This window comes from Enterobacter cloacae complex sp. 370H10 (assembly GCF_050031535.1).
Classification (GTDB): Bacteria; Pseudomonadota; Gammaproteobacteria; order Enterobacterales; family Enterobacteriaceae; genus Enterobacter; species Enterobacter intestinihominis.
This window is the reverse complement of record NZ_JBLGWG010000001.1, coordinates 4,114,268-4,139,790: the sequence shown is the minus strand read 5'-3', so window position 1 is coordinate 4,139,790 and position 25,523 is coordinate 4,114,268. Positions and strand designations below refer to the sequence as shown.

At 46.5% G+C, this 25,523-nt stretch carries 27 protein-coding genes; 14 read left to right on the top strand and 13 right to left on the bottom strand.

What is annotated here, in order from left to right:
• Positions 1 to 104: 104 nt before the first annotated feature.
• The 13 genes from ACQG2Q_RS20315 (at position 105) to ACQG2Q_RS20255 (ending at position 13,512) form a co-directional block, all read left to right on the top strand.
• Entirely contained in the window at positions 105 to 1,163 is a 1,059-nt protein-coding gene (locus ACQG2Q_RS20315; protein ID WP_012695441.1) for an ATP-grasp domain-containing protein, read from the top strand.
• Positions 1,164 to 1,172: 9 nt separating this feature from the next.
• Positions 1,173 to 2,315, top strand: a complete 1,143-nt coding sequence (locus tag ACQG2Q_RS20310; protein ID WP_001280115.1) for a phosphoribosyltransferase domain-containing protein — start codon at positions 1,173 to 1,175, stop codon at positions 2,313 to 2,315.
• A complete protein-coding gene (locus ACQG2Q_RS20305; RefSeq protein ID WP_001040058.1) occupies positions 2,308 to 3,081 on the top strand; it encodes a hypothetical protein in 774 nt (257 codons plus the stop codon). Before ACQG2Q_RS20310 ends, ACQG2Q_RS20305 begins: the two co-directional genes overlap by 8 nt.
• A 1-nt stretch (position 3,082) precedes the next feature.
• Entirely contained in the window at positions 3,083 to 4,162 is a 1,080-nt protein-coding gene (locus tag ACQG2Q_RS20300) for a cysteine protease StiP family protein (RefSeq protein WP_001585166.1), read from the top strand.
• Positions 4,162 to 5,118: an HpcH/HpaI aldolase/citrate lyase family protein gene (locus tag ACQG2Q_RS20295; protein ID WP_031942304.1), complete on the top strand. Its 957-nt coding sequence runs from the start codon at positions 4,162 to 4,164 to the stop codon at positions 5,116 to 5,118. Before ACQG2Q_RS20300 ends, ACQG2Q_RS20295 begins: the two co-directional genes overlap by 1 nt.
• A 10-nt stretch (positions 5,119 to 5,128) precedes the next feature.
• Positions 5,129 to 6,337 (top strand): DUF4236 domain-containing protein, encoded by a 1,209-nt coding sequence (locus ACQG2Q_RS20290; protein WP_011152964.1) that lies wholly within the window; start codon positions 5,129 to 5,131, stop codon positions 6,335 to 6,337.
• 17 nt (positions 6,338 to 6,354) lie between these two features.
• Positions 6,355 to 6,822, top strand: coding sequence for a tellurium resistance protein TerW (terW, locus tag ACQG2Q_RS20285; protein ID WP_001176767.1), 468 nt, complete (start codon positions 6,355 to 6,357; stop codon positions 6,820 to 6,822).
• 462 nt (positions 6,823 to 7,284) lie between these two features.
• Entirely contained in the window at positions 7,285 to 7,923 is a 639-nt protein-coding gene (locus ACQG2Q_RS20280) for a vWA domain-containing protein (protein ID WP_001253657.1), read from the top strand.
• Between the two features lie 22 nt (positions 7,924 to 7,945).
• Positions 7,946 to 8,587, top strand: coding sequence for a TerD family protein (locus tag ACQG2Q_RS20275; RefSeq protein ID WP_000116681.1), 642 nt, complete (start codon positions 7,946 to 7,948; stop codon positions 8,585 to 8,587).
• Complete coding sequence (locus ACQG2Q_RS20270; RefSeq protein WP_001253658.1) at positions 8,587 to 9,225, top strand: vWA domain-containing protein; 639 nt, start codon at positions 8,587 to 8,589, stop codon at positions 9,223 to 9,225. The genes ACQG2Q_RS20275 and ACQG2Q_RS20270 overlap by 1 nt, the downstream gene beginning before the upstream one ends.
• 84 nt (positions 9,226 to 9,309) lie before the next feature.
• On the top strand, positions 9,310 to 10,350 hold the full coding sequence (locus ACQG2Q_RS20265; protein WP_001253656.1) for a TerY-C metal binding domain-containing protein: 1,041 nt from the start codon (positions 9,310 to 9,312) through the stop codon (positions 10,348 to 10,350).
• The gene (locus ACQG2Q_RS20260) at positions 10,350 to 11,987 is read left to right on the top strand and encodes a PP2C family serine/threonine-protein phosphatase (RefSeq protein ID WP_000081060.1); all 1,638 of its coding nucleotides are present in this window, start codon (positions 10,350 to 10,352) and stop codon (positions 11,985 to 11,987) included. The genes ACQG2Q_RS20265 and ACQG2Q_RS20260 overlap by 1 nt, the downstream gene beginning before the upstream one ends.
• Before the next feature lie 25 nt (positions 11,988 to 12,012).
• A complete protein-coding gene (locus ACQG2Q_RS20255) occupies positions 12,013 to 13,512 on the top strand; it encodes a helix-hairpin-helix domain-containing protein (protein ID WP_001284318.1) in 1,500 nt (499 codons plus the stop codon).
• 165 nt (positions 13,513 to 13,677) lie between these two features.
• Here ACQG2Q_RS20255 and ACQG2Q_RS20250 read toward each other — a convergent pair whose 3' ends face one another.
• Both ACQG2Q_RS20250 and ACQG2Q_RS20245 read right to left on the bottom strand, forming a co-directional pair.
• Positions 13,678 to 14,760 (bottom strand): hypothetical protein, encoded by a 1,083-nt coding sequence (locus tag ACQG2Q_RS20250; RefSeq protein WP_001232447.1) that lies wholly within the window; start codon positions 14,758 to 14,760, stop codon positions 13,678 to 13,680.
• 360 nt (positions 14,761 to 15,120) lie between these two features.
• On the bottom strand, positions 15,121 to 15,333 hold the full coding sequence (locus ACQG2Q_RS20245; protein ID WP_001285422.1) for an Hha/YmoA family nucleoid-associated regulatory protein: 213 nt from the start codon (positions 15,331 to 15,333) through the stop codon (positions 15,121 to 15,123).
• Between the two features lie 169 nt (positions 15,334 to 15,502).
• Here ACQG2Q_RS20245 and ACQG2Q_RS20240 point away from each other — a divergent pair, with 169 nt between their 5' ends.
• Complete coding sequence (locus ACQG2Q_RS20240; protein WP_000795949.1) at positions 15,503 to 16,678, top strand: tyrosine-type recombinase/integrase; 1,176 nt, start codon at positions 15,503 to 15,505, stop codon at positions 16,676 to 16,678.
• Positions 16,679 to 16,979: 301 nt separating this feature from the next.
• Here the strand turns inward: ACQG2Q_RS20240 and ACQG2Q_RS20235 are convergent, their stop codons facing one another.
• From ACQG2Q_RS20235 to ACQG2Q_RS20185, 11 genes are all read right to left on the bottom strand, one after another.
• Complete coding sequence (locus tag ACQG2Q_RS20235; RefSeq protein WP_001198595.1) at positions 16,980 to 17,885, bottom strand: hypothetical protein; 906 nt, start codon at positions 17,883 to 17,885, stop codon at positions 16,980 to 16,982.
• Positions 17,886 to 17,894: 9 nt separating this feature from the next.
• Positions 17,895 to 18,857, bottom strand: a complete 963-nt coding sequence (locus ACQG2Q_RS20230; RefSeq protein ID WP_000119428.1) for a DNA replication terminus site-binding protein — start codon at positions 18,855 to 18,857, stop codon at positions 17,895 to 17,897.
• A 90-nt stretch (positions 18,858 to 18,947) separates the two neighbouring features.
• Positions 18,948 to 19,394 (bottom strand): hypothetical protein, encoded by a 447-nt coding sequence (locus tag ACQG2Q_RS20225; RefSeq protein ID WP_282815391.1) that lies wholly within the window; start codon positions 19,392 to 19,394, stop codon positions 18,948 to 18,950.
• Between the two features lie 16 nt (positions 19,395 to 19,410).
• Complete coding sequence (locus tag ACQG2Q_RS20220; RefSeq protein ID WP_000107167.1) at positions 19,411 to 19,947, bottom strand: hypothetical protein; 537 nt, start codon at positions 19,945 to 19,947, stop codon at positions 19,411 to 19,413.
• A gap of 73 nt (positions 19,948 to 20,020) precedes the next feature.
• On the bottom strand, positions 20,021 to 20,278 hold the full coding sequence (locus ACQG2Q_RS20215) for a hypothetical protein (RefSeq protein ID WP_001371933.1): 258 nt from the start codon (positions 20,276 to 20,278) through the stop codon (positions 20,021 to 20,023).
• Between the two features lie 7 nt (positions 20,279 to 20,285).
• The gene (locus ACQG2Q_RS20210) at positions 20,286 to 20,876 is read right to left on the bottom strand and encodes a hypothetical protein (protein ID WP_000578891.1); all 591 of its coding nucleotides are present in this window, start codon (positions 20,874 to 20,876) and stop codon (positions 20,286 to 20,288) included.
• Between the two features lie 44 nt (positions 20,877 to 20,920).
• Positions 20,921 to 21,196, bottom strand: a complete 276-nt coding sequence (locus tag ACQG2Q_RS20205; RefSeq protein WP_001004201.1) for a hypothetical protein — start codon at positions 21,194 to 21,196, stop codon at positions 20,921 to 20,923.
• A 263-nt stretch (positions 21,197 to 21,459) separates the two neighbouring features.
• On the bottom strand, positions 21,460 to 22,416 hold the full coding sequence (locus ACQG2Q_RS20200) for a hypothetical protein (protein WP_000149830.1): 957 nt from the start codon (positions 22,414 to 22,416) through the stop codon (positions 21,460 to 21,462).
• A gap of 489 nt (positions 22,417 to 22,905) precedes the next feature.
• The gene (locus tag ACQG2Q_RS20195) at positions 22,906 to 23,526 is read right to left on the bottom strand and encodes a hypothetical protein (RefSeq protein ID WP_031942301.1); all 621 of its coding nucleotides are present in this window, start codon (positions 23,524 to 23,526) and stop codon (positions 22,906 to 22,908) included.
• Between the two features lie 66 nt (positions 23,527 to 23,592).
• Positions 23,593 to 24,513, bottom strand: coding sequence for a hypothetical protein (locus ACQG2Q_RS20190; protein WP_031942300.1), 921 nt, complete (start codon positions 24,511 to 24,513; stop codon positions 23,593 to 23,595).
• Positions 24,514 to 24,581: 68 nt separating this feature from the next.
• Positions 24,582 to 25,517, bottom strand: coding sequence for a hypothetical protein (locus ACQG2Q_RS20185; RefSeq protein WP_000691119.1), 936 nt, complete (start codon positions 25,515 to 25,517; stop codon positions 24,582 to 24,584).
• Between the last annotated feature and the right edge of the window lie 6 nt (positions 25,518 to 25,523).

The window sequence follows — 25,523 nt, the reverse complement described above, 5'->3', positions numbered from 1 at the left end:
ACCACAGGAGTTATAAATCATATTATGATTGACATGTAGCTTAGACACTCATAGACTCACTTCTCAATCATAAATTTGCATGGCGTTCCGGATAATTAAAAAAAATGAACAAGAAAATTTGGTTTATGGAAGGTTTATCCTCCCAGCGAGATATTATTCAGGGGGTAAAATCATTTGCAAAAAAAAATAATTTTGCCATTACCGTTTTTGCCTCCCACCGTAACGAAAGAAATGAAATCCTTTCCGTTGCCGACTATTCTTTGACTGAACCTGAAGATCCTCAAAAACGTCTTCAGTTTATCCAGGAAACCATTCAGTCCTACGGCATCCACCATATTCATACTGGCCGTAACAGCCAGTGGTTTGAAGAACACCGTTCAGCCATTGAATCGACCGGTGCCACCCTTACTACCGGTGCAACGGGCGTCGACTGGTTAACTCTGGCTGACGAAAAAGTTACTTTTGCTCAGTTTATGGAGCAAAAGGGTCTCCCGGTCGTACCATCCTGGCGGGTGAATACGCTGGCAGAATTAAAAACACACCTCGCGGCCCCGCCGTTCACTGACAGCCCGGTATGCGTGAAGCCGGTGACGGGTATCTATGGCATGGGATTCTGGCGCTTTGATGACAGTGCTTCGCCTATGGCCGTCTTTAATCATCCCGAACATCGTCTGGTCAGTCCGCAACAGTATATTGCAGCAGCATCAGCTGCTGAGTCGTTTAAACCCCTTGTTTTGATGCCGTACCTGCCAGGCCCGGAATTTTCCGTCGATATCCTCGCGGATAAGGGCGAAATACTCGCAGCCGTGGGACGCCGTAAGGAAGGGGTTATCCAGTATCTGGTAAACGAAGGAAGCGCCTGGGAACTGGCGTGTGACTGCGCCAGGGTTATGAAGGCCGACGGGCTGGTGAATGTTCAGACGCGAAACGATGTGAATGGCAACCCGGTGCTGCTTGAAACCAACATGCGTCCGTCAGGGGGGGTGGGTTATACCCTTCACAGCGGGGTGAACCTTCCTGGGTTATTTGCTGCCTTTAAGCTCGGTCTGATGTCTGAAGATATGGTGCGCCAGAGCGCTAAAAACACCTTTTCTCCGGTTGCGGTGAGATCCATTACGGATGTAATTGCATACCCGGAATCACTCTCTAACCTTCTGAATTAAGGCGTATTTATGTCTGATATCCTCGAAGATATGATTTATCGCCGTACCCTCTCATGCGGTACGATTCAGGTAACCCGCGACCAGGGTGAAGTTTCGCTCGATGACCTGTTTGACATCGCTGAAAGACGTAACCCGAAACGCGCCTTTCTGTTTGTCAGCAAAGTACTCGGCAGGCACATTCCCGTGCCACCCTCAGTCATGCGGCAGGCCTACAGACAGCTTGCCAGCCAGTTCCCCTCGACACTGACAGGACCCGTACTGTTTATCGGTATGGCTGAAACCGCCGTTGGGCTTGGGGCCGGTGTATTTGATGAAGTGCGCCACCAGCATCCTGAATCTGTCTATCTGACCTCTACCCGTCACCCGGTTGATGGCACGTTGCTTTGCGAGTTCAAGGAAGAACACAGCCACGCCACCGATCATCTGATCTATCTGCCAGATGATGAAGAGAAAAGACGTCGTGTTACCAACGCACGAACGCTGGTTTTGATTGATGACGAGGCAACCACCGGTAATACCTTTATTAACCTGCTTTCAGCCCTGCGTAATACCGGCAAGCTTCAACATATTGAACAGGTTATAGCCGTTACGCTTACCGACTGGAGTGGCAAAGCCTTGTCCGAGCGCAGCACCTTACCAGTCACTTCGGTTTCTCTTGTAAGCGGTAAGTGGGGATGGACCCCATTACCTGATGCACCTGTCCCGGACATGCCGAAAGTCAACGTAACTTCACGAGGAGAATGGGACATCCAGGGAAAACAGTCCTGGGGCCGACTGGGGATGCTCGCACCTGCGGCCGATCTCGGCCATGAGGTCTCCGTCCACAAGGGGGAACGTATTCTGGTTCTCGGGACCGGGGAATTCGTCTGGGAGCCGTTCCTGCTTGCTGAACGGCTCGAAGCTGCCGGAGCACAGGCATTTTATGGATCGACCACCCGCTCCCCTATCGCCGTTGGTTATGCCATTGAGTCCGCCATTTCCTTTACGGATAACTACGGGCTGGGCATCCCCAATTTTGTCTATAACGTCGCCCACCAGCAGTTTGACCGCATTCTTGTGTGTACTGAGACACCCGCAGAAAGTATTGACACGCAGCTTCTTAAAGCGCTGGCTGAGGTTGCGGCCGTCGTGGAGATTGTTACCTATGAATAAACCCGTTGTTCTGAGCGACCTTGACGACACGCTCTTTCAGACCCGTCGTAAAATGGTGGACGAGCTGGCCCTGGAGCCATTCCGTACCGGTGCCGTTGATCGCACCCTGAATCCACGAAGCTTTATGACGGAAGAACAGTCCATGTTGGTGGACTGGCTCCTGGAGCAGGCTGAACTCATACCCGTTACCGCACGGGGAACTGAAGAAATCAGCCGCGTACGGATCCCTTTCCACTCCTGGGCAATCACCACTCACGGGGCCGTCATTCTCACGCCAGAAGGCAAACCCGACGAGGAGTGGAAGGCCCATATGCTCGGCCAGCTGGCTCCCTATCAGGAAAAGCTGACATCGATGCAGCGTCTGATCACTGAAATGATGGACGCAAAAGGGATCAATGCCTGGGCAAGGCTGAACTTCGAATACGGTGAAACGGCGGTTTATATGGTGATGAAGCACCGCGACAGCACCCGCCTTGACGAGCTCAATGCCATTGCAGATGAGATAGAAACGGTGTTTCCGACCGAGGGCTTCTACATCCACCGCAACAGTAATAACGTGGCCTGGCTTCCCACCGCGGTTGAGAAAGGGCTGGCAGTCAGATGGCTTCTTGAAAAACTTCGGGCTGAACGCGGAGTCTTCCCCGTAATTGGTCTGGGCGACAGCCTGAGCGATCATCGTTTTATGAAACTGTGCAGCTGGTTTGGCATCCCGCGTCAGAGTCAGTTTGCAGATGCCATTTCACAGCGAATTTTTGGAGAAAATTAAAATGCAGCCACATGACACATTTACCGGCTCATACCAGCCCGGTGACGTGGAATTTCTGCTAAAGCCGGTAGTCATTGAGATGACGCCGGTTGAGCAAAAAGAAGAGCTGATTCAGTCAGGGAAGAAACATTATTCGGACATGCTCAGTCAGGAGCCAGCGCCAACACAATGGCATCTTGATTTGTTTCACCGGGCGCTGGATCGGGGCGCAGAGAGACTTGCAAAAGAAGTCACACAGCTCGCTATTGCTCTGGCCGAACGCTTCGGTGATGAGCCCATTGTACTGGCCAGTCTCGTCAGAGCTGGCGTGCCGCTCGGCGTTATGCTGCACCAGGCCCTGCGTGACATGGGGAAAACCTCATGGCATTACGGTATCAGCATTATCCGGGATCGTGGAATTGACGGTGCAGCCCTCGACGTCATTGAAGAGCGCCATGGTACCAGCGGTATTGTCTTTGTTGACGGATGGACAGGTAAAGGCGCAATTACCGGAGAGCTTGTACGCGCACTGAAAGATCGCCCGGGCTATCCTGAGCAGCCGCGACTGGTTGTCCTGGCCGATCCCTGTGGCTGCTCCTGGCTTGCAGCCAGTGATGATGACTGGCTCATTCCTTTTGGCATCATGGGTGCGCCGGTATCAGGCCTGATCTCCCGGTCAGTATGGTCCTCTGAAGGATTACATGGGTGCATGGTTTGCGAGCATCTCAGTGAATTCGAATGCAGCCGGATGCTTGTCGATACCGTCGCCCATTTCCGTAAGAAGTTAACCCCGTCATCCCTCGCTACCCTGAGCTGGAATATGGAGTCAGCCCGGGTCTTATGGCAGACAAGTCGCGACGTTATCGCGTTCCTGGCCGATGAATTTAAAGTGGACAGCGTCAATCGTATTAAACCCGGTATTGCTGAAGCAACCCGGGCTGTATTACGTCGGGTACCGGACCATGTATTTGTGCGTTCTATTGACGACCCGGACGTTGCCTTGCTTGTAGGGCTTGCTCGTGAAAAGGGAATAGTTGTTACAGAAATGGGGGGAACCCTCGGCCAGTATCGGGCTGTAACCATTATCAAGAAGGTACTCTGATGAAAAATCGTCTTTCTCCCTGGAATCTGGGAGCCACGCTATACATGCCTGCAACACGGGAAGATATTGCTGATGCCGTCCTGCACGGGAAAATCCCGGGTTTGCGCTCTCTGGTGATTTGCCTGGAGGATGCTGTCAGTGAAGCAGACATCCCCATCGCCCTCAAAAATCTGGAGCACCTGCTGCACGAGCTCAGTAACAGCATGCGTAGCCTGGGTAAAAATGACTGGCCTCTGGTGTTCATTCGCCCCCGGCATGCCGACATGGGCAGATGGTTAAAAGCGCATTATGATCTTTCCGCTGTCGATGGGTTTGTGTTGCCGAAATTTACCCTCAGTTCGTTAGCTGAATGGTGGGATATCATGGGCGGGACTCACCTGTGCATGATGCCAACGCTGGAAACAGAAGACGTCTTTGACGTGGTTCAGATGCGCGAGCTGGCCACTCGCCTGGTGGAACATCCCTGCCACGACCGCATTATTGCGCTTCGAATCGGCGGCAACGATCTTATGAACGTTGTGTCGCTTCGCCGCCCCCGGGACCTGACGCTGTATGACAGCCCGATGGGCTACGTCATCAAAATGCTCGTTTCAGTCTTCGGCCCGCGTGATTTTGCCCTGACCGCGCCCGTATGTGAGCATATTGACGATCATGCCGTTATGGCCAGAGAGCTGGCTCTTGATATGGCACATGGGCTTGTTGGGAAAACGGCCATTCACCCGGGTCAGATAGAGGTCATTCAAAACGCGCTGATGGTCACTCAGGGTGAGTATTCTGACGCTCTGCGGATCCTGAACTCTACCCAGGCCGTGTTTAAGTCGCAGGGAGCAATGTGTGAACCCGCCACACATCGCCGCTGGGCGGCTGGCATTCTGGACAGAGCTCGTTTTTATGGGTTACAGAACGAGCAAAGCGCTGATGGAATCAGATTACTTACCGTGACCCAGCATCATTAAGGAAATCATAATGGGGTTCAGGTTCAGAAAGTCGATCAACATTATTCCTGGCGTTCGCCTCAACCTGAGTAACGGTGCACCGAGCCTGAGTGTCGGGCCGAGAGGTGCTTCCGTTTCTTTTGGTAGCCGGGGGACCTATGCCAATCTGGGCTTGCCCGGTACCGGGCTGAGTTACCGTACCCGGCTTGACCGGGCCGCGCGTTCCGGAGGTGGAAACCGGACGGCAACCGACCCGGGGCTCAGACAGGCGCTTGAGCAGGAAGCCGCTGAACTCATGTCAGCGGTAACCGCAATCCGTAATATTCACGAGCTGACGCCGGATCCAAAAACAGGCATCAGCTGGGCAGAGCTGGAAGCAGTATACCTGCATAACAGAACGTCGCCTTTTCAGGTTCCGGCACCGGTGCGTCCAGAAAAGCCAGACTACCTTGCATTGCCGGAAAAGCCTGCCGAGAGCGAAGGCATTAGTTTTCTGGGTAAATGGTTTGAATCGGAATCAGCTAAAGCTGAGCGCCACGCCGAAAATCTTCGCCGGTGGCAGCAGGAGCTGATTGATGTGGAGCGTGAGAATACCCTTCGACAGCACCGGTACCAGCAACAACGGACGGCCTGGGCCGAACAGTATGCAAACTGGAAGTTTGAAGCAGAAGAACATGAAAAACGGCTCGCCACGGCTCAGGCAGATGCCCGGCAGCAGTTCCGGACAGACGCCGCGTTTTTCGAATCATACCTGGCGGGTGTGCTGGCAGAAACTGAATGGCCGCGTGAAACGATTGTTGCATTTGAAGTAAAGCCGGAGCTATCAGCAGTCCTGCTGGACGTTGATTTAGCTGAGATTGAAGATTTCCCTGATAAGATTTACGGCGTTAATGCCCGGGGCACGGAGCTGACGGAAAAAGCCATGACGCAAAAAGCCGTACGCGAAAACTATGCCCGCCACGTCCATGGCTGCTTGTTCCGCCTGGTCGGTATCGTTTTACATACGCTACCTTTCGACAACGTGATTGTGTCAGGCTTTACGCAACGGGTCAGTAAGCGGACCGGCTATCTGGAGGATGAGTATATCCTGTCCTGCAAATGCACTCGCAGCCAGATGTCGTCAGTAAATTTTGCAGGCATAGAACACATTGATCCGGTTGAAGCGTTAGGCGATCACCCGGTTATTCGAAAGATGAGCAGTACCTTCATTTTTCAGCCTATTGAACCACTAACCCTTTAAGCAGGCTAAATCTTACGATGCAATTAAATACCAGACAGGCCCGGATTTTTAAGCTTGCCAACTTACTGGGCACCGGCAAGCCCGTTTCCGCTGCCGACATTATAACCAGTCTGGAATGCTCAGAGCCGACATTAACCCGGGCCCTCAAAGAGCTACGCGAGTCATATTCTGCGGAGATCAAATACAGCAAGGCAGGTCATTCCTACCATCTCGTTAATCCGGGCCAGCTGGATAAAAAGACCCTTCGCCGGATGAATGAAGCGCTCGCACAGAATGCTGAACTGAAAACCGGTGAGTCTACAGGGAAGGTCGTACTCGATAAGGATAAAAAAACAGCCGTGTCCTTATCGCTACGCATGCGGATCTTAAGAAAAATTGACCGTCTGGCTGCGCTGAGTGGCTCGACCCGAAGTGAAGCGGTAGAGAAGCTGGCTCTGCACTCCGTTGACGAACTGATAAAAGAATACAGCGCTAAAAAGTCCTGACGCTAAATCTCAGACCGGGGTGAAAACCCCGGTTTTGTCATATTTTACCTCTGTATTGGCGTGACGTAGTTTTGATCTATTCTCCTCCCGCAATGCCAGCAGCGCCTTACTGACTACAAAACCTGGTGTCTTGACATCCTCTTGTGCTACACATCAATCTTTGGGCGTTTTACACTCCATTCATGCAGATCTGTGATGTATGATGAATTTCATACATAAGACAGTTTATTTGTCCGAGTTTTTTCAGAAATCTTATATTCCAGTCCGGTCTGAATTATTTTTCTGTTGATAAGAGGCCATTCACATGTCGGTAATTCTATGGTGGTTAACTTATTTCTTTAATGCCGCTTCTGAGTATTTAATCTCCACCCGACAGATGTCGTGCCGTTTTATCAAATCAACAAACCCTGGCCTCTTCCTGAAACTACTCTCCTCTTCCGATCTCTTAAGAAGGAATTACATTTGAGACGCTTACCCGTATATCTGCTACTCGACACGTCCGGCTCTATGCACGGAGAGCCTATCGAAGCGGTTAAAAATGGCGTTCAGACGCTGCTTACCACGCTGAAACAGGATCCGTATGCACTCGAAACGGCTCACGTGTCAGTGATCACCTTTGATTCTTCAGCCCGACAGGCAGTCCCCCTGACAGACCTCCTGAGTTTCCAGATGCCAGCACTAACAGCCAGCGGCACCACGTCTCTTGGCGAAGCGCTTTCCCTCACGGCCAGCTCCATTGCCAAAGAAGTACAGAAAACGACGGCTGACACTAAAGGTGACTGGCGTCCCCTTGTATTCCTGATGACGGATGGAAGTCCGAATGATGACTGGCGTAAAGGCCTGAATGACTTTAAAGCGGCCAGAACCGGCGTTGTTGTGGCATGTGCAGCCGGGCATGATGCCGATACCAGCGTCCTCAAAGAAATCACTGAAATCGTGGTTCAGCTCGATACAGCTGACAGTTCGACGATTAAAGCTTTCTTTAAATGGGTCAGTGCGAGCATTTCGGTAGGCAGTCAGAAAGTGGAGTCCAGCAAAAAAGAAGTGATCGGTCTTGAAGACCTGCCACCGCCGCCGCCAGAAGTAAATGTGGTCTTATAATTTTATTGATTAAGGGGATATCATGTCTGTCAGTCTGAGCAAAGGCCAGGGCGTAAGCCTGAAAAAAAATGAATACGATCTCTCGTCCGTTACTATCGGCCTCGGTTGGGATATTAATGAGGAAAAGAAAGGTTTTCTCGGCGGGATCTTTGGTAAAAAAGAAGAAGAATACGACCTTGATGTGATCGCTTTCCTGTGTAATTCAGCCGGAAAGGTGACCGATCTCGGCAATGTGGAAAATGGTAAACCAACGCTTGTGAATGGCGATATCATCTTTTTCAACAGCCTTCGCCATAAGTCAGGCAATATCTGGCTGACGGGCGATAACCGAACCGGAGCCGGTGACGGTGACGATGAGCAAATTATTGTGCGCCTGAATTCCCTTGACGCTCAGTACGAGAAAATTGTGTTCATCGTTCAGATCTACAATGGTGAAAAGCTCCAGCAGCACTTTGGTAAAGTTCAGAATGCCTTCATCCGGGCAGTAGATGCCCGTAATATTGAAATGGCACGATTCGATCTTTCTGGCGGACCCGCCTTCGCCAGCCAGCGCTCCATGGTCTTTGCCGAGCTGATACGCGAGGCTACAGGCTGGAAACTCAGGGCAATTGGTGAGCCTTCAGAATCAGATTCGTTTGTCTCGCACCTGAGGAATTACATGTGATGCGCCGCCTGCCTGTTTACCTTGTTATCGACACATCCGGCTCGATGCGCGGTGAGTCAATCCATTCCGTTAACGTTGGAATTCAGGCGATGCTTAGCGCTCTTCGCCAGGATCCCTACGCCCTCGAAAGCGTTCATATCTCCATTATCACCTATGACAATGAGGCGCGTGAGTTCATTCCTCTCACGCCGCTGGAAGACTTCCAGTTTTCTGACATCGTTGTGCCAAGCGCAGGCGGGACGTTCACCGGTGCTGCCCTTGAATGTCTGATGCAGTGTGTTGAACGGGATGTACGTCGCTCAGATGGTGATACCAAAGGAGACTGGCGTCCTCTGGTATTCCTGATGACTGATGGAACCCCTTCTGATGCCCTGGCGTACGGTGAAGCGGTAAAAGCGATTCGCGGCCGGGGATTCGGATCCATCATTGCCTGCGCCGTTGGTCCTAAAGCAGGCCATGAGCACTTAAAACAGCTCACCGATAAGGTTGTGTCTCTGGAGACGCTAGATTCAACCGCGTTTGCAGGTTTCTTTAAATGGGTATCGGCCAGCGTGTCTTCCGGCAGCACAAGCGCGGGGATTAATAACGGAACTGATACCCTTCCCCCTCCTCCACCAGAAATCCAGCTGGTGCTCTGACAGACAGAAAGGTGCTGTTTCCGGGCAGCACCTTTCTGTACAGCAACGTTTTCTGCTGGCCGTACCAGCCGTACGAGGAAAATTATGAGACGCCTTCCCGTGTTTTTTGTCCTGGACTGTTCAGAGTCCATGATTGGTGAAAACCTGAAAAAAATGACTGATGGTCTGCAAATGATCGTCGGAGATTTAAGAAAGGATCCACACGCACTTGAAACAGCCTGGGTCTCGGTAATCGCATTTGCCGGTGTAGCCCGTACGATTGTACCTCTTCACGAAATTGCCTCGTTCTACCCTCCCCGCCTTCCCGTTGGCGGCGGTACGAGCCTTGGAGCTGCATTGCGTGAGCTGACCGTGCAAATTGATACCCAGGTCAGAAAAACCACTCATGAGGCTAAAGGCGACTGGAAACCCGTCGTGTATCTCCTTACCGACGGACGTCCGACTGACGACACAACCGCAGAAGTGAAGCGCTGGAAGGATCACTACGCGAGTAAAGTGAATCTCATTGCCGTTGGCCTGGGGCCGTCAGCGGACCTGAATATCCTGCGGCAACTGACAGAGAATGTCATGCTGTTCACCGAATCTCAGGAAGGGGACTTTACCCGCTTCATCAAATGGATCACGGCCTCGGTTACGGCGCACAGCCGCAGCGTCGGGGACGACAAACAACCTGAGCTCAGCCAGACTGAATACATAGTCCGGCTGGCCAAGGACGAGCCAGTAAAAGCGTACGACGAAAACTGCGTTACGCTTACCGGCCGTTGCAGCAAGACCCGTCGTCCGTACCTGATGAAGTATGAACGGCCACCAGCAAGGGTTTCCGGGCTCGATTTCAGTCTGAACCTGAACAGCTTTAATATTGCCGGATGCTATCCCATCGATGAGGACTATTTTGCGTGGTCAGATGCCACCGCTACCGGTTTGCAGGTAAATACCAGCGAACTGCATGGCGTACCGGGTTGCCCCCACTGCGGTAATGCCAGTGCGTTTGCCCTGTGCTCATGCGGAAAGTTGCTGTGTATTGACGGCCCGGATGACGTGATCTGCCCGTGGTGTGAAACAGGCCTGTCATTCAGCAATGATGGCGGAAACACTAACTTCGACGTAAACAGAGGGAGAGGTTGATGTCGCAAAATGCTTTACTTGAAGAGAAGATTATCCGCTTAGTTCTGTCTGAGCTGGGCCACCCTGTTGAAGGTGAGCGGCTTTTACTTCTATCGCAGGACCCATCCCTTACCGAAGAAATTATGCGGCTTAAAGAGCGGATTGAGAGCCTTGCACAGGGTTTATCTGCGCGGGTTAGCGAAGGTGATAACGACGCAGAGATTGCCGCCTCGTCAGCATCCAGTCTTTCCGATCAGCAACAAACGGTCGTAAGTGTTGCTGATAACCCGGGCATTGACGCTACCGATACATCAGCACTGCAACCCCTGCCAGAAAATGAGCCTCATCCTCCGTTCTGGAAGCTGATGCCTTATTACGAATTTGATAAACCAGCACAGAGGGAAGACGAAAACCTGTCTTCCCTGGTATTAAAACCCGGGCAGATACCGACAGGCCAGCAGCGGGCCAGCTTAGCTGTGCCACCTGCCGTTCCCCCGAGAGCTAAAATAACGATCCCCAACGCCCGCGCAGGCGAACGTTTCTCTTCGCCGGTTGCTATCGTTCTGGGTGAGGGCCAGCAGGCTACTGTCAGGGACGTTGTCTTTCCCCGGAACATTGGCCTGTCTTTTGACAAAGAACAGGAGTTGCTGACAGGTACTCCCACCGAAAGCGGCGATATAGAGCTTTCAGTAATCTGGTCATGCACGTCGCACGACGAATGTGAAACAAAACAGCTATTTATAATCAATCCCGATCCGAGAAGCCTGTGGAAGGTGGTAGAGCCACCAGCAGACGCTCCCTACCCTAAGTCCCATCTGGACGCTGCTGGCCTGGTCAGGGGTGATATACGTATTGCTGCCGCCAGTCGCCGGGGACGCTCTCATGAGCATGCCGGAAGCTTCAGAGATGACGACTTCTACATCAACCACTGCCAGGAAACAGGATGGTCTGTCATGCTGGTCGCAGACGGAGCCGGTAGTGCGGTAAATTCCCGGGAAGGCTCCCGGATTGCAGTCAAAACGGCTGGCGATTACCTTTTAAATCAGCTCAGTGGTGTGAAAGGCGTCCATTTAAAGCAGCACATCACGGCGTGGGAAGGGAGCGATCAGCAGGCAACAATAAACGCCATGCTTCATCATTTTAAACAGGCAGCTACGCTCGCGGTCAACAGTATCCAGAACGAAGCCATTTGTGCAGAACAACCTGTGAAATCCTATTCAACAACCCTTCTGGCAACTGTAGCGCTACGAACTGATAACGAGCTGTTTGCGACTGCATTCTGGCTTGGTGATGGTGCGATAGGTGCATACAGCCCTTCCGGTAAAGTCAGGATACTGGGAAATCCCGATAGCGGAGAATACGCAGGACAAACCCGTTTCCTTGACCAGAGCATTATCGCAGACCCCTCGTTTAGCGGCCGCATCAGCGTGGGTAAATGGAATGATGTATCTCACTTGATCCTCATGACAGACGGCGTCTCAGACCCTCTGTTTGAGACGGATAATGGGCTTCGCAGTGACGAAAAATGGACCCGTCTCGTTGATGAGCTCAACCCTGTCCTTACAGACGCCAGTATTGCGCCTGAGAGGTTAGGCGACTGGCTTAACTTTTTCTCCACAGGGAACCATGATGACCGCACTATTGCGGTGTTGTGGTAAGGGATACGCTTTTTCGGTGATCAATATGGCAAATATCGTTACGTGCAAAACAAAGGACGGCGAAACAGTCCAGTATGTTGACGAGGTAATTGGTTCGGGCTCGATGAAGGATGTTTACTTTTCGCCTGATAAATCATACGTCGTCGCTTTTTATCATAAACCGCAGAACGAGCAGGCCCGGGATCGGATTGATATGATCACCGGACGCTACAGGCAAAACATTTTTGGCCAGTCCGGAGGTGAATACTGGAAGGACCTGTTTTGCTGGCCGACCCATGTTGTTGAGCATGGGCATAAAATCGGCATCGTGGTTCCAACCTACAAAAGCTACTTTTTCTTTAAATACGGCTCTAAAAACGATGATTTTCTTGGCATAAAAGGTCGTGAAAAGGAAGGCAAATGGTTTGCCAGCGCCAGCAACCAGAACAAATTTCTCGACCCACGTGAACGAGGCAATACGCTTACCTATCTCAAGGTCTGTCTGCTGCTGACAAGAGCCGTCAGAAGGATGCATGCGGCAGGTCTCTGTCACAGCGATCTAAGCTATAAAAACGTGCTTATCGATCCAGAAATGGGACATGCCTGCATCATTGACGTAGACGGCCTGGTTGTCCCTGGAAAGTATCCTCCCGACGTGGTGGGCACCCCGGATTTTATCGCTCCGGAAGTGGTGAAAACCAGTCATCTTTCCAAAGAGGATCCGAACCGCGTATTGCCAAGCATTACTACTGACCGTCATGCGCTGTCGGTGCTTATCTACATGTATCTGTTCTTCCGTCATCCGCTACGTGGCGGAAAAATACATGACATGTCGGATGAAGTACGTGATGAGACCTTATCTATGGGTGAGAAGGCACTCTTCATTGAACATCCGACAGACAAAAGCAATGCAGTCAAAGTCAGTCAGCTATCGTCCTTTTCACTGCCCTGGGCTGACCCGGAGAAAATTCCTTACACCATCATGGGCCCTTATCTGACACCTTTGTTTGAGCGCGCCTTTATAGATGGCTTACACGATGCCACTAAACGCCCGACCGCCGATGAGTGGGAAAGCGCCCTGGTTAAAACAGTCGATCTGATACAGCCCTGCCAGAACAAGGCGTGTGAACAGAAATGGTACGTTTTCTCGGGTAAGACAAAGCCGGTTTGTCCCTACTGCGGTACGCCATACAAGGGTAAATTACCGGTTCTAAATTTATATTCTTCCCGAAAGGAAGGCAGTTATCGTCCTGACGACCACCGGTTGATGGTGTGGAGCGGGCAGTCAATCTATGCGTGGCATGTGAATCGCCTCATTGCGCCAAATGAGCGTACAACCGATTTGCAAAGGAAACGAGTTGGGTATTTTGTTTTCCATAACGATCAGTGGTGGTTAGTAAATGAAGGCATAAATGGGCTTATGTCATTACCGGATAAACGACAGATTGCCATTGGGGAAAAAATTGAACTGACGAATAACGCTCAGTTTGTTCTGTCAAAGGAGGAAGGCGGCAGGCTGGTCGTCGTTCAGTTAGTAGAAAACTAACGGACGCCCATAACGACTAAAACGTTCTGGCAGCATACTGAACCTGTTTAATGAATCACTATATTAAGCTGTGTCAAATTTAAGCTGCCAGAAAAACTGACTGTCTGTGCCGGATATGCGGTACACCTCCTGCGGCAAGGGTTTAATGCGCAAAGCCCAATTTATTTATAAGAGTGAATAGTTTTGTGGCTCTACCCTGCCGCTCTCCTTTCCTGTGTCATGGTTTTTAACATCTGAAATACTGACATTGTTAAGCCGGTGATTGTATAAGGCGATGCGGACAATCTCATGAAGATATTCAAGTTCGTTTTGTGTCAAGGACTGGCCTTCCTGGGTTTTTGAAATCATTTCCTGCCAGCAGATCAGTCTTTCGTAACTGACATGTTCGCTGTTTTCCAGGCAGTGCAACCTGAAATAGCGAAGGAACAAAGGAAATTCATCGGTCTGAGCGATGTCATAAGCCCGAACCGTTAACCGACACAGACATACAATCGTATCCTGCTGTAACCTGACTAACGCGTTATGACTGCCCGGAAGGATATCAGGCAATTTCATCTTACAGTCAGCAAGGCGCTGAAGAAGAGGCCCTTCCTCTGAAGGCTCCCGTCCCCGATACTCCTGAAGAGGTTCAGATTCAAGTTCATGCATTAATGGATGATATAGCCATTCCCGGGAACTGGTCTCATCAATGATCAGGCTTTCAATGCACTCACTGTATGTTGTTTTACGTCGCCCGAGCTGCACCTGACTGATTTCATATTCAATATCTGGAAGATCGATACGCAATGCGGCAACTCTTTCGGAAGGATGAAGGTGGTCAAAGGTTAACTTCGCAGAAATGCTACGATCCCTGTCCAGAAAGACGGCCACACATAAATCATTAACCTTTACGAACAGATCAGCTGTGCCTCCGAACATACTGCCGCTTCCAATAACCTCATTCAGTGAAACCGGCCCACCATCGTCGCCAGCGAGAAGATTTGGGAAACCAAGAACCTGGTGCTCGTTGATGACTTCAATAATTTTTCCCCGGATGGCTTCCATCAGACCATCACAGTCACCGGCTACAGCAGTACTGTGTGAGAAATGCCAAAGCTTGACCTCCCCCTGCTTTGCTAACAGATCAGTTTTGCAAGCGGGGCAGATGCAGTTACAGTCGATACCCCGGCTGACCTCTGTAATATCTAAAAAGAGTCCTGATTCTCTCTGGAGTCCAAATGGAATACCAAATGTGTAACTCTTACGCATGGCTGCACCCCGTTTTTGATAATTATTCAAACTATATCCGAAATAACGGAGGAGGATTTCTGTAAAACGAATTAAAAGAAATGATTTTTTAGTTTTCCAGATTAATGTTTGACAAGAATCAAATGAGAGCCTTACAAATATGGAGAGAGAAGTTTAGGTAAAGTAACTTTTATCACAACTTCTAAAATTAAGGAGAATATCGGATGTATTTAGCAGTGGGCTTGGCTTATGATTAAAGTCTTTCTCCGAACTTAATAAGAAAGTTAAAAAGACAGGCTATTACAGTGCCTTTAGCCCCGAAAGGGGCATAAACTATTTTCAAATCCAGACACAGTCTTTTTGTTGTGCCAATATCAATAATTACTCGCGAACAAAGGTCCACACACTCGCAGGAACTTTGTCATATAACTTTTTCATTGTCAGTTCAGCTTTACGATGATCATAAGCACCAGAAATTTCAAGAGAGGCGACACCCGAGTTTTTTTCACATAACCTTTCAAATACTTTTTCGAGCGTTTCGAACGAACTACACTTACGGAATTTCATTAAATAAGACTGCTTTGTGTCAGACATAATCAACCTTCTTTAGACAGGCCTCAACTGGCCAGGGATAATCTTAATATCATTTTTCACTTAAGCCTAACGATTTCACAACCTTTTTCGTTGTTTCCACCCTGTTCATAACCAGGTACATGAGTGCTAAAATGACTGTAAATAAAACCAGTGTATCCCGGTGAGCAGGATGAAGAATCAATCAGTGATCAGACAGTTTTCGGAAAGCGAATTGCATCAGCAGCTGGAAACGTTCGGCAACCATGATAAACAGCTTTCACGCTTGATCCGTTACTTTTCCCATCTGAGATACAACACAGCTAAAACCTATCTGCACTGGCTACGAGTATGGAACGAATGGTATCAGGCGAATGCCCGGTTGCATACAGACTGGCCAGTAAGTTCGCTCCCCGTGTCTGAGGAAGCTCTGCTGGCGTTTATGGGGCATCTTGAAGGCAAATTGTCACGAAGCAGCATAAACAGCTGTCTTCAGGCCTTAAACAGTATCCATAAAAAAGGGCTTAACCTGCCCGGGATTATTACGTCTGAAGCATGGTACATGCTGGAAGCCTTAAAACAATCGGAAGCCCGGAAGCGAAAGACGACTAAACAGGCAACTCCCTTTCTTATTGGCGATCTCAAGGCTCTGATAAAGTTACGCAGTACTACAAACTCAGTTCGTAAGCTTCGTGACCTGTGCCTGATCTGGACAGGCTTTGAAACACTGCTCCGTTCATCCGAAATTCGCCGTATACGTCTGAAAGATCTGTCTCTGGATAGTATGACCGGTGAATTTAACCTGACGGTATACCGTACAAAAACGAACATCAGTACACTTCTTACCTACCGGCTGACACGTCAGTTAACTAACTGCCTCTTGAGATTGATGAACCTTGTGAAAATGGATCAGCACAGTCATCCGGATGAATACCTTTTCCAGGCCGTAAATTTCCATGATACAGGCTATATGCCACCCGGCTGGAAGCTTCGGAGTAAAGGGAATGAGCTATCTGAGCTTCTTAAACGGCATAACCTGCCCTACCGTGCTAAACAAAGTCTTCTGAACGATGAAGATGAGGAAGACACTGTGGACGATGCCGGTATGCTCAGCAAAAATTCCCTTTTACGGGCATTTAAAGAAATGTGGAATGAGCTTTATCCAAATGAGACTAAAACCCGTTACTGGACAGGGCACAGCGTTCGTGTAGGCGGTGCGATACAGCTGGATATTGAAGGTTACTCGCTACCACAGATTATGGAAATGGGGAACTGGTCGAATGAAGAAATGGTTATGCGCTACATTCGCAATATTGAAGCTGGTAAAAAAGCCATGATCAAGCTTATGCGAAATGCCTTTGATGAATAGCGCCCTCACGGGCGCATAACTTTATTTTTTCTTGAACGGGTTAAGTCTGGTGAGATTAGAGAGTGCCCCTCCCGGAGGCAAAATTCCCGTCCTTTTATATTTGTACACGCCATTTAATTTCATTGTCTGGATTCCAAGATTAATAAGCGTGACAAGTTTAAGGGTATACAGGAGTGTAAATTGGGGAGCAACCTGAATAAAAACTAATAACAAGCCTGCACACATTACACGTAGCCATGCCGCGTACTCCATGCTCAGCGGACGCTTGAAATAGAATCTTTCGAGCAAATCAACTGTCTTATTACTGATCCACGCCGCCGCCACTGAGAGTAACAACACGATGCACACCATAATGCCCAGTTCCATTTTCACTCCCTTCTCTTTTAGTCTGTTTAAGTTGAGGCTTAGCCACAGTAGTTTTGTTTTTTGCTTTTTTCTTAGGTTTGGTATGGTGAAACAGAAAACAATCCACCATTACCCAACCATTTTTATATCGAGCCACCAGCATCTTCTGGCTGGGGTAATGAGCATGAAACAGCATTTTCACGTCCATGGTGCCCATCAACGACTGTTTGCGCTTTAGCTCATCCTCAGCCATCTGAAATTCTTGTAAGAATTCTGAAGACAGACGCTGACGCAGAATTCTTATGGCACTGGAGTTTTCATCATTCTTTGCCAGGTGCCCGAAGCGTACAAGTGCCTTGTGGGTTATCTGGATGGGTCCCAGATGAGAGCTGAGCTGTTCGTACTGCCAGAAGTAGGTCAAATCCACCTTAACCCAGCTGATGCTGTCCAGCAGAGCCTCGTTCATGATGGTTCCGGACATAGGTACCATTGTCAGCCTGGCCAGACGCATATGTATGTAGTCCGTAAGCAACCTCAGCGACTCAGGAACGTTTTTATTGAGTAGGAGATGCTGAAGCACCGGGGTTGCGGTCTGCCAACACAGATTGCGCCCGTCAGGCAGGAAAGCAAACTTTTGATCGTCAGGCGCAGAGTTCGAAGCGTTTTCCTTACGAAGCAAAAAATAATGGCCGCACAGCAGCTCTGCTCTTACCTGGTCCTCGTCAGGGTCATGTCGGGCTTTACTTAGATCAACGGTTAGCACAACGCGGTTAATCGCATCAGCGTGATATTTTTTTACCCAGACGCAGACACGATAGAGACGCTCATCGATTTTCTGGCTGGCTGTGGAAATCCATTGCATTGTTGTTCCTTAATTTTCGGGGCTGACAATGAAAATGCCCAGCTCAGCCCCCGGCACGAGTTCTGTATATTTCAGGCTCAGCTTCCGTTGGTTGGACGGACCCTGGCTGTTTTCAGGAGCCCAGTCAGAGAGCGTTTTTAATTGAGGTATGTTGCCTGCTGCGAAAATGGGCAAGGATGCTTTTACTACTGAATAATCAGTCTCAGCATATTTATTCCCGTTTCGTTCCTGCCCTTCAGGCCTAAATGCAAAAATGTGAGCAATCGGAACAGGGAAAGAGTTAGTTCGACAAAGGCGATAAGATTCGCCCTGCTTCAGTGGGTGAAATTCAAGACGGTGTAAAGCCTTATCGATATTAGACACGACATTCAAATTGGTAGTTGCTACATTTTTTACTTCTGAGGCTCTCCTGCGCTCCAACAAACTCACAAGTTGCTCTGCTGTTTTAACTTCCTGGTTTCGGTTTAGCCGCCATGAAAAAGTAACTTTTTTAAGCTGGGACTTGATGAAAAGGATATTTCTTGTTGAGTGCATAGCGACAAGGCCCGGGAGCTTCTTGTGCACTTTATCAAAACGGACATTCTTTTTATTATCGATACGCCTCATTGCCGCAGCAAAATCATTTTTTGCTTCGTTTATAGAAGTGATCAAGCTTTCGAGAAGATCTGCTCTTTCGGGGACAATGATTAGACCCGGGTATTTAGTGGTTACTTTGGTGGAATCATGACTTAATGACTCTATGTCATCCACACAGATGTCAGTAAGTGCCTGAATAATTTCCTCAACCGAAGCATCGTCTTTAATACTAACCCTGATGGGTTTAACCTGCTTCAAGCGCTCTTCTGTTCTAGATACGGTGGAGACAGTCATCAGGTTTGCCATCATCGGGGGGGTGTTCGAAAGAAAACACTTGAGCGAGTCGATGCGTTCCAGAATCTGGTCACGAAAATAGGGCAAATCGTCATAACTCATACGTTTCTCCAGGCTCATGTTATTTCCAATCAATTTTGCTGCCCAGGCTGACCTTGCAGAACATAAATGTCATGTAAACCTCTAAAGAAGTCATTTTGAAACAGCTTTCACAGCATGCGATTTATGTTCGATAGGGTTCATGAACAAAGGATGATAATGGAGACGCCATGGATAGTGGATAGTCTTACCCACCTGGGTGATCCGATTGAGGCGAAAACGACCATTTATACAGTCAACTGACCAAAGCCCGGGAGAAACTAACCTCTTCCAGCGGTAAAAAGAGAAACCTGCAACACAGAGGTCATGCTCCAGGAAATGTTGAGTTTCGACGACGCGAACTTTTATCAAAAACCCCAGCATTGGCGAAAACCAGATCAACAACCATGTTGGCGGCAGGATGACTTTGTTCAGGAGATGATCTGTCATAAGCAAGGCAGATAACATCAGAAAACTGATAGTCAACCACAGGGCCATCCAACCGGCCCATACGCGGCTCTGACAGGGTTTCCATTCGAGAAGAAAAAGTTTTTTATGCATTCTGCCCCGCCTAATTTTAATGTATTGCCGAAGTATGCTGCATCATGATGGTGGTGCGGGGAAAGATTTCAAACTTCCACAATTCTGAAGCCGTGTTCCAACCATGAAAGATCCCGTCTCCACAGCGAGTGTTAAAAGCAAGAATTTCATCCCTGACCTGGTAAGCGAGCACTTCTGGCATATCAATAAACTCAGGTAAGGAAAGAAGAATTCCATGGATAACTTCTCCGGTTAACTTACTCATAACCTCTTCCTCAGACAGGGCAGCGTCCGGGAACAAACACAACGGAAGTGAAAAACAACATAGGTCAAGACCAATAGCAGCCCTTCCTGCGTCGTAGCCTTCTTCATTAACGACAAAACGAAAGAATTTTTCTGTCTCACCCCGTAATGATGACGGTCCTTCAGACGGAACTTCAATACCACTGAAGACTTTATCGGTCCAGTTGGTAAAAGGACTGGTGAAAACCCAACAAATTAAGGATAACGCCAGCTCTTCCTTAAACATACGTTCAGTGCCGGTAGTTCTGGAAAGTTGCTTTTGAGTACTCATGTTTTACCTGTTGCATGAAATTATTGATGTTATATAAACACAACCGGCATTTTATCTAATAGGTTTGAAAACACTAAAAATCGCAAATGCTGGTACCTTTCTGTTTTAAGAGATTTTCAAGGTAAAGTGAGGCTAGATCAATTGGCTGGTTCTCTTCAAGACAGGCTCGCACAAGATCTTCAATAGAGACCGAATCAACCCCCCTTCCCTGTAAAATTTCTTTAGCAGATGCCAGCGTTTTATGAACGCTTCGACTTAGTTGTAATCTGACTTGTGTGCGGGTATCAAAAAGACAATCTTCTGTGACACTTTGTGAAACGGTTCTACTCATTGAAAAATCACTCCATTTCTGGGATCGAATGAAAATTAACAGCTATAGATGTATCAGGTTTCCCATTTTCTACGATACTCAACCACGTACGCGCTGAGATTTGTTGTTCACAGACGAGTATGTAACCTGTTCCCTGTTGATGATGTAGCTCAAGAGCTTTTAGGATAGGCTCTGAATGAGGTCCGAGAGCATCACGCGTGTGAATAAGCGTTTGCTCTGGCAATACGTTGCTAAGCATAGACAGCAGAACATTACGCTCATCCTCATTATCCGACAAAACAAGAATTATACGAAAACCCGTTTTTATACGAAATCTGATTTCTGAAACTAACTTTCTTAATCTTAATTTATATATGACCAGGCGGAATCGAGTCATCAGTAAAGAGACCACTGTGAAGATAACGATTACTGCGCCATATTTTGACCTGTAGAACCACCAGTTAAGGCCTCCAGCAACTATCAGGATTAACATTAAAATTAAACTCCCATAGAAAAAAAGTGCTGGGTAGCGAGTTGTCTTTCCTTCAATTAGTGCTGAGGCAAATATCAAAATGGATATTCCGTAAATTACCCAGTCAAAAATACTTTCTCCAATCATTCTTTAGTGAACATCCTTAAAAGTGGAAATGTAGGTTTATGGGTTTATGCATTTTCCTGATGGCCTTGACAACCAAGGATTTCACAGAAATTGTCACAGTGTGAAGCTGTAACAAAGCGCTCTCCACGTTCGAATCGCTCAACCAAATCCTTTCTTACTTCACTTCCAGGTTTCTGGAAGATGTACTCAAGCTGGAGATCCTCGGCCGTTGAAAGTAGTCGTTCTATGCTGAAATCAACATGGTAAAAGCAAAACTGATTATCAACCGGGGGAAAGTTGCTTTTGGTACTGTTCTCGTTTTTGGATTTTAGTTCATTCATGAGCTCTCCTTGGTTGAGAACAGTATACAAATCTCTTTAGGGATTTTTTTTCGTTAATAGCACTTTTTTGAGTTTAAAGAGTATGTTCATACCAGAGCATTAGAGGCTACGAAAAGGATAATGGAATTAGAAAGATAGATTTTAAGTGGTGATGTAAGGTGGGATAGGTAGAAGAGGAGTAGACGCTTGTAAGCGAGGCAAAAAAAAGGCACGGAAACCGTGCCATAAGAGTATGTGAGAAAAAATCAAAATCAGGGAAAGAATCAAGCAGCTTGTGAAACTGAATCTCCAACTGCAAGATTTAAATTTCTTAGGTTATCGAAAACTTCAGATACTAAGTCATTACGGTCGTGGATTTTAATCCGCCCACCGGTTAACTCTGAAACATAAACGGTATGGCAGAGGTCAGTAACCACTTCGCCGTATTCATCAACGACTTCCAAAGATGCAATCATCGGAATATAAGAAGCCGCAGCATAGCTCTCATAAATACTTATTATGGAGTCATTGTTGCGTCGAGAAATTACCCTACCAGAAGGTAAAGCCTCATCTTCCATATAGCAATCAGATAGGTCCTCACAGAAGTCATTTTCTTTAAGTGAAATATTAAGGGTCAATTCACTGTTGATAGAGCGTGAATAAGAATATTCACTCAGTTTATAGCAAGCCAAACTTATATCACTAAAAGTTTCATAAGCTTTATAGAGGCTCGATGTTATAGACTCAGATACAAATGTTATTAGTCCAATAAAATGAGTATCCCAGAACTGTTGCAAAGCAAAACGGGCAATCATAACCTGACCATCAACCTGCATCAGTCTGTTATATTCATCCCGGTCATAACCTTTCGACTGAGAAACATCATTAGACATGCTAAGAACTTCACTACAAACATCATCATATTCAAAACGGCTAGTTGCAAAGTGTTTTCCTGAAATCTCAAGGTACTGACCAGAGACTGCGTCAAACACCTCAAGAAAGTAACAGAGTCGAGATTTTAAAGATTCTCTGTTTAAAGCTTCTATTTCATTCTCAGAGATACTATCGACATATAAATCAACAGCATTCTTGAGTTCAATAGCTTTGATATTACAGGTAAAAGAAAGCTCGTCACTTTGACAATGGCAAACACTTAATACTATATCCGCCTCATCAAAATCTATGCCAAGATAGCTCAGAACTGCTCGGACATAGTTTTTATCATCAGATGAATGTGTCATATACACTACCTCAAATTTGAGAGGAAGTGCCCCAGAAGGGAAGCGACTTCCCCACTGGGTTAGATAAAAGTTTGGTTAAGCTAAAAGAAGATGCCAGCGACAGATTTTACATTGTCATAGACAAGTGTCTTCAGCCAACCAAAGTTACTTTTTTGGACTGAAGCAAAAGGATCATTGAGACGCGTTACGAAAATCGTCAAAAGCTTCAGTTATTAGTAATGTGCGATCAGTTACTCTGTATCGGTCATTACTTTCGAGAGATACGTAAGTTGAATGCGAAGAATCACAGACAACACGCCCTCTTTTATTGATCAATCTTACTTCCATCATCACCGGCACATTGATAATTGAAGCAACATCGGTATAGAGGGATATGAGGGCATCATTGTCACAATATAACGCCCCGTTCCCATCAAATGTATCGTTAAACTTAATATATATATCTGGCATATTTGCCGGATAATCATCAGTATTGAAATCAATGCATAACTATAAGTCATCATTAATACGGCGATTAATCTTATGCTGCCCAACACGTACAAAGCCATGTTCAACAGCTTTGATAATCCTTAAAGTTTCATTAAGACAATCTGTAATTCTTTTCTCGACAAATGAGATAAAGTCACCAAAGTCGGAATGAAAAAACTGTTTAAGTGCAAATTTCGCAACTAACACTTTCCCATCCACCTTCATTTTATCGAGATAAAGATTTCTTATAGCATCAGTAGAAGAATTAGCTTTAGATAACTCTTCACAGTCATTAATAATCATTGAAACAATATCAATAACTTTAACTGGGCTTAAAGTATTACTATATCCGCGAATATCAAACGTAAAAAATCCGAAATTCTTAAATACTCCAAGAAAATAAATTATTTTTTGTTTCAAAAGAATAGAATCGGAGTAAGATGCGTTGTGCTTTATTAGTTCAGATATGTAGAGATCCAACATACAATTTAAATTATCGATATCTACATCGTAATCAAAGGTTACTTTGTCGAACGAAGTATCAGATAATTGAACGGTTATATCGTCAGCGGGAACATTAAGGCCTAAATTTTGATAAAGAAAGGCACTAACAAATTCCACGTGGTCAGATTCTTTAAACATTTACACTACCTCATGACTAAAAAGGAAGTGCTTCCCACCGGGAAGCAAGTTCCCGGATGGGTTAGATTAATTATAAAAGAGTTCTTCAGAAGGTACATGCATTTCTGGTTTGAACTGTTTTAAGGAGTTGTTTATAGCTTTTCGATATAACCCTGAAGAGTGTGGCTTAAACATTTGATATTCCGTAACGAGCAGAGGAGACGTAAAGCATCCTAAGTTCACTAGTGAAATATTTGATGTTTCTTCACAAACATCTAATTCAGCGTATATCCGCCTCTTCATTACCCTGCCTGCTAAATAGCGACGAACATGATTTATAAACTTGTCCGCATCTGATATAGAATTAACTATATAATCAGATGTGACTATCTGATTAGATACAGTTTCAGGTATAGCTTCGGCTATTATTTTTACGTTCATTTCATAATCAACACTATGGAAGCAAGCAAGAATTTGTGGCTTCGCGCTTTCTAAAATCTTTTCAAGAACAGAAAAAATCAGAGAGAACTCGTTTAAAATTCGCTTTTGTATAAGTCCATGTAGATGTTTTATGAAAGGAGAACCGTGTTCAACAAGGCCTAGTATAAGATCCTTAGAGGCCAAATCTGAGCGGTAATAAACGTATTCTAGATTATCCCGGTTAAATCCTTTGATAAGCAAATCAGGCTTCTCTGAGACCAGTCGTAAATGAGTTGAAGCTATAGAAACTTCAAAACGAAAGTTCGCGAGATTTACAGGGCCTGCTTTTAATGTAGCCGCTTCGGAAAAATAAATGAAAAGAGGATGCAAATCATCGTTACCACAGTAAAGATGGTCTGCGCCCTTAAGATATTTCACCAAATGAGGTAGAAAAGATATTACTGGAATATCAGCCACAAATCGAATATGCCGAAATGGTTTTGAATCCAAATATATATTTTCCACTACAGCGCCAACAAAACCCATTTTAACAAGAATAGATTCAACTAACTTTTGTATCGCATTCATTTAAATACCCTCTTAATAGAGGGATTTCTCCCAAAGGGAGAAATCCCTATGGGAGAAAATAATTTTAATTAATAATTGTAGCGAAGCGCATGTTCTTTTTCACTAAGATGGTTTTCATATTCCGACTTACCAGAACTTAAACACTCTTTGAAAAAGACCTTTGAAAAATTCTTCAAGTCACTTCGGTTGTTAATTTCTTTGTCAGACATCAACTTAGCTGAGTGTGAGGTATCCACAGGCCCCAACCACCATTCATATTTAATATAAACACAATTGGTTTTTGTATGTCCATTTAGAAATCGTTTTGCATTTCTAAGTATTTTTCTACAACCGTTAAGGTCTGAAAGTAAGATATCTGGAGCAATGAGCTCTTCCAGAATATGACCAGGTAAGCCTTTCCTAAAAAGCTCAACATCGTAACTACAATACCAGTCACGATAATTAAAAGCTTTAATAAGTCTTTCAGGTGTATCCAAAGATATCTTATTCAGGATTTTTAATGCAAAGCATACAGCATCTTTTAACAACTCGTGCACCTCAACATTGATAAATGAGAAAAACGAGCTTAATTCTTTCTCTAAGGAATTATACAACTTACCGTAAATATCCTGAGAAAAAAGATACTGCAATCTTTCTTTATTATAAGTGCAATTCGAAATTGAATAGACTTCTCCTCTTTCGATTTTGCACCCTTCCCTTAAAACTATAGGAAACCTCAAATGGTTAACAATGAAAGAATGATTCTTTCTTTGCTTCAAAGCATCTAATTGAAATTTCGTAATTTCCTCCAGATTTGCATCTTCAAAACCTGGAAAGGGAATATCACAGAAACAAGAACTATATGCTTTTGCTGATTCATACATAAACTCCAGTGAAACATCAGCATCAAAAGACATACCAGAGAACATGCCCTGCCCATTGTCTAAAAATGTAATGTTTTTAACCTGTATTTTTTTATGTTGAACAACCAAAAAGGCATTAATGATTTTTTCGATAATTTTCATGTGATC

Bases quoted from the DNA above. Each gene is read 5' to 3' on its own strand.
- ACQG2Q_RS20270 (WP_001253658.1), top strand. From the start codon at position 8,587: ATGCGCCGCCTGCCTGTTTACCTTGTTATCGACACATCCGGCTCGATG.
- ACQG2Q_RS20245 (WP_001285422.1), bottom strand. From the start codon at position 15,333: ATGTCTGACACAAAGCAGTCTTATTTAATGAAATTCCGTAAGTGTAGT.
- ACQG2Q_RS20215 (WP_001371933.1), bottom strand. From the start codon at position 20,278: ATGAGTAGAACCGTTTCACAAAGTGTCACAGAAGATTGTCTTTTTGAT.
- ACQG2Q_RS20210 (WP_000578891.1), bottom strand. From the start codon at position 20,876: ATGATTGGAGAAAGTATTTTTGACTGGGTAATTTACGGAATATCCATT.
- ACQG2Q_RS20195 (WP_031942301.1), bottom strand. From the start codon at position 23,526: ATGTTTAAAGAATCTGACCACGTGGAATTTGTTAGTGCCTTTCTTTAT.
- ACQG2Q_RS20220 (WP_000107167.1), bottom strand. From the start codon at position 19,947: ATGAGTACTCAAAAGCAACTTTCCAGAACTACCGGCACTGAACGTATG.
- ACQG2Q_RS20295 (WP_031942304.1), top strand. From the start codon at position 4,162: ATGAAAAATCGTCTTTCTCCCTGGAATCTGGGAGCCACGCTATACATG.
- ACQG2Q_RS20305 (WP_001040058.1), top strand. From the start codon at position 2,308: ATGAATAAACCCGTTGTTCTGAGCGACCTTGACGACACGCTCTTTCAG.
- ACQG2Q_RS20260 (WP_000081060.1), top strand. From the start codon at position 10,350: ATGTCGCAAAATGCTTTACTTGAAGAGAAGATTATCCGCTTAGTTCTG.
- ACQG2Q_RS20315 (WP_012695441.1), top strand. From the start codon at position 105: ATGAACAAGAAAATTTGGTTTATGGAAGGTTTATCCTCCCAGCGAGAT.
- ACQG2Q_RS20205 (WP_001004201.1), bottom strand. From the start codon at position 21,196: ATGAATGAACTAAAATCCAAAAACGAGAACAGTACCAAAAGCAACTTT.
- ACQG2Q_RS20230 (WP_000119428.1), bottom strand. From the start codon at position 18,857: ATGAGTTATGACGATTTGCCCTATTTTCGTGACCAGATTCTGGAACGC.
- ACQG2Q_RS20300 (WP_001585166.1), top strand. From the start codon at position 3,083: ATGCAGCCACATGACACATTTACCGGCTCATACCAGCCCGGTGACGTG.
- ACQG2Q_RS20240 (WP_000795949.1), top strand. From the start codon at position 15,503: ATGAAGAATCAATCAGTGATCAGACAGTTTTCGGAAAGCGAATTGCAT.
- ACQG2Q_RS20275 (WP_000116681.1), top strand. From the start codon at position 7,946: ATGTCTGTCAGTCTGAGCAAAGGCCAGGGCGTAAGCCTGAAAAAAAAT.
- ACQG2Q_RS20255 (WP_001284318.1), top strand. From the start codon at position 12,013: ATGGCAAATATCGTTACGTGCAAAACAAAGGACGGCGAAACAGTCCAG.
- ACQG2Q_RS20190 (WP_031942300.1), bottom strand. From the start codon at position 24,513: ATGAATGCGATACAAAAGTTAGTTGAATCTATTCTTGTTAAAATGGGT.
- ACQG2Q_RS20265 (WP_001253656.1), top strand. From the start codon at position 9,310: ATGAGACGCCTTCCCGTGTTTTTTGTCCTGGACTGTTCAGAGTCCATG.
- ACQG2Q_RS20225 (WP_282815391.1), bottom strand. From the start codon at position 19,394: ATGCATAAAAAACTTTTTCTTCTCGAATGGAAACCCTGTCAGAGCCGC.
- ACQG2Q_RS20185 (WP_000691119.1), bottom strand. From the start codon at position 25,517: ATGAAAATTATCGAAAAAATCATTAATGCCTTTTTGGTTGTTCAACAT.
- ACQG2Q_RS20235 (WP_001198595.1), bottom strand. From the start codon at position 17,885: ATGCAATGGATTTCCACAGCCAGCCAGAAAATCGATGAGCGTCTCTAT.
- ACQG2Q_RS20250 (WP_001232447.1), bottom strand. From the start codon at position 14,760: ATGCGTAAGAGTTACACATTTGGTATTCCATTTGGACTCCAGAGAGAA.
- ACQG2Q_RS20290 (WP_011152964.1), top strand. From the start codon at position 5,129: ATGGGGTTCAGGTTCAGAAAGTCGATCAACATTATTCCTGGCGTTCGC.
- ACQG2Q_RS20310 (WP_001280115.1), top strand. From the start codon at position 1,173: ATGTCTGATATCCTCGAAGATATGATTTATCGCCGTACCCTCTCATGC.
- terW (WP_001176767.1), top strand. From the start codon at position 6,355: ATGCAATTAAATACCAGACAGGCCCGGATTTTTAAGCTTGCCAACTTA.
- ACQG2Q_RS20200 (WP_000149830.1), bottom strand. From the start codon at position 22,416: ATGACACATTCATCTGATGATAAAAACTATGTCCGAGCAGTTCTGAGC.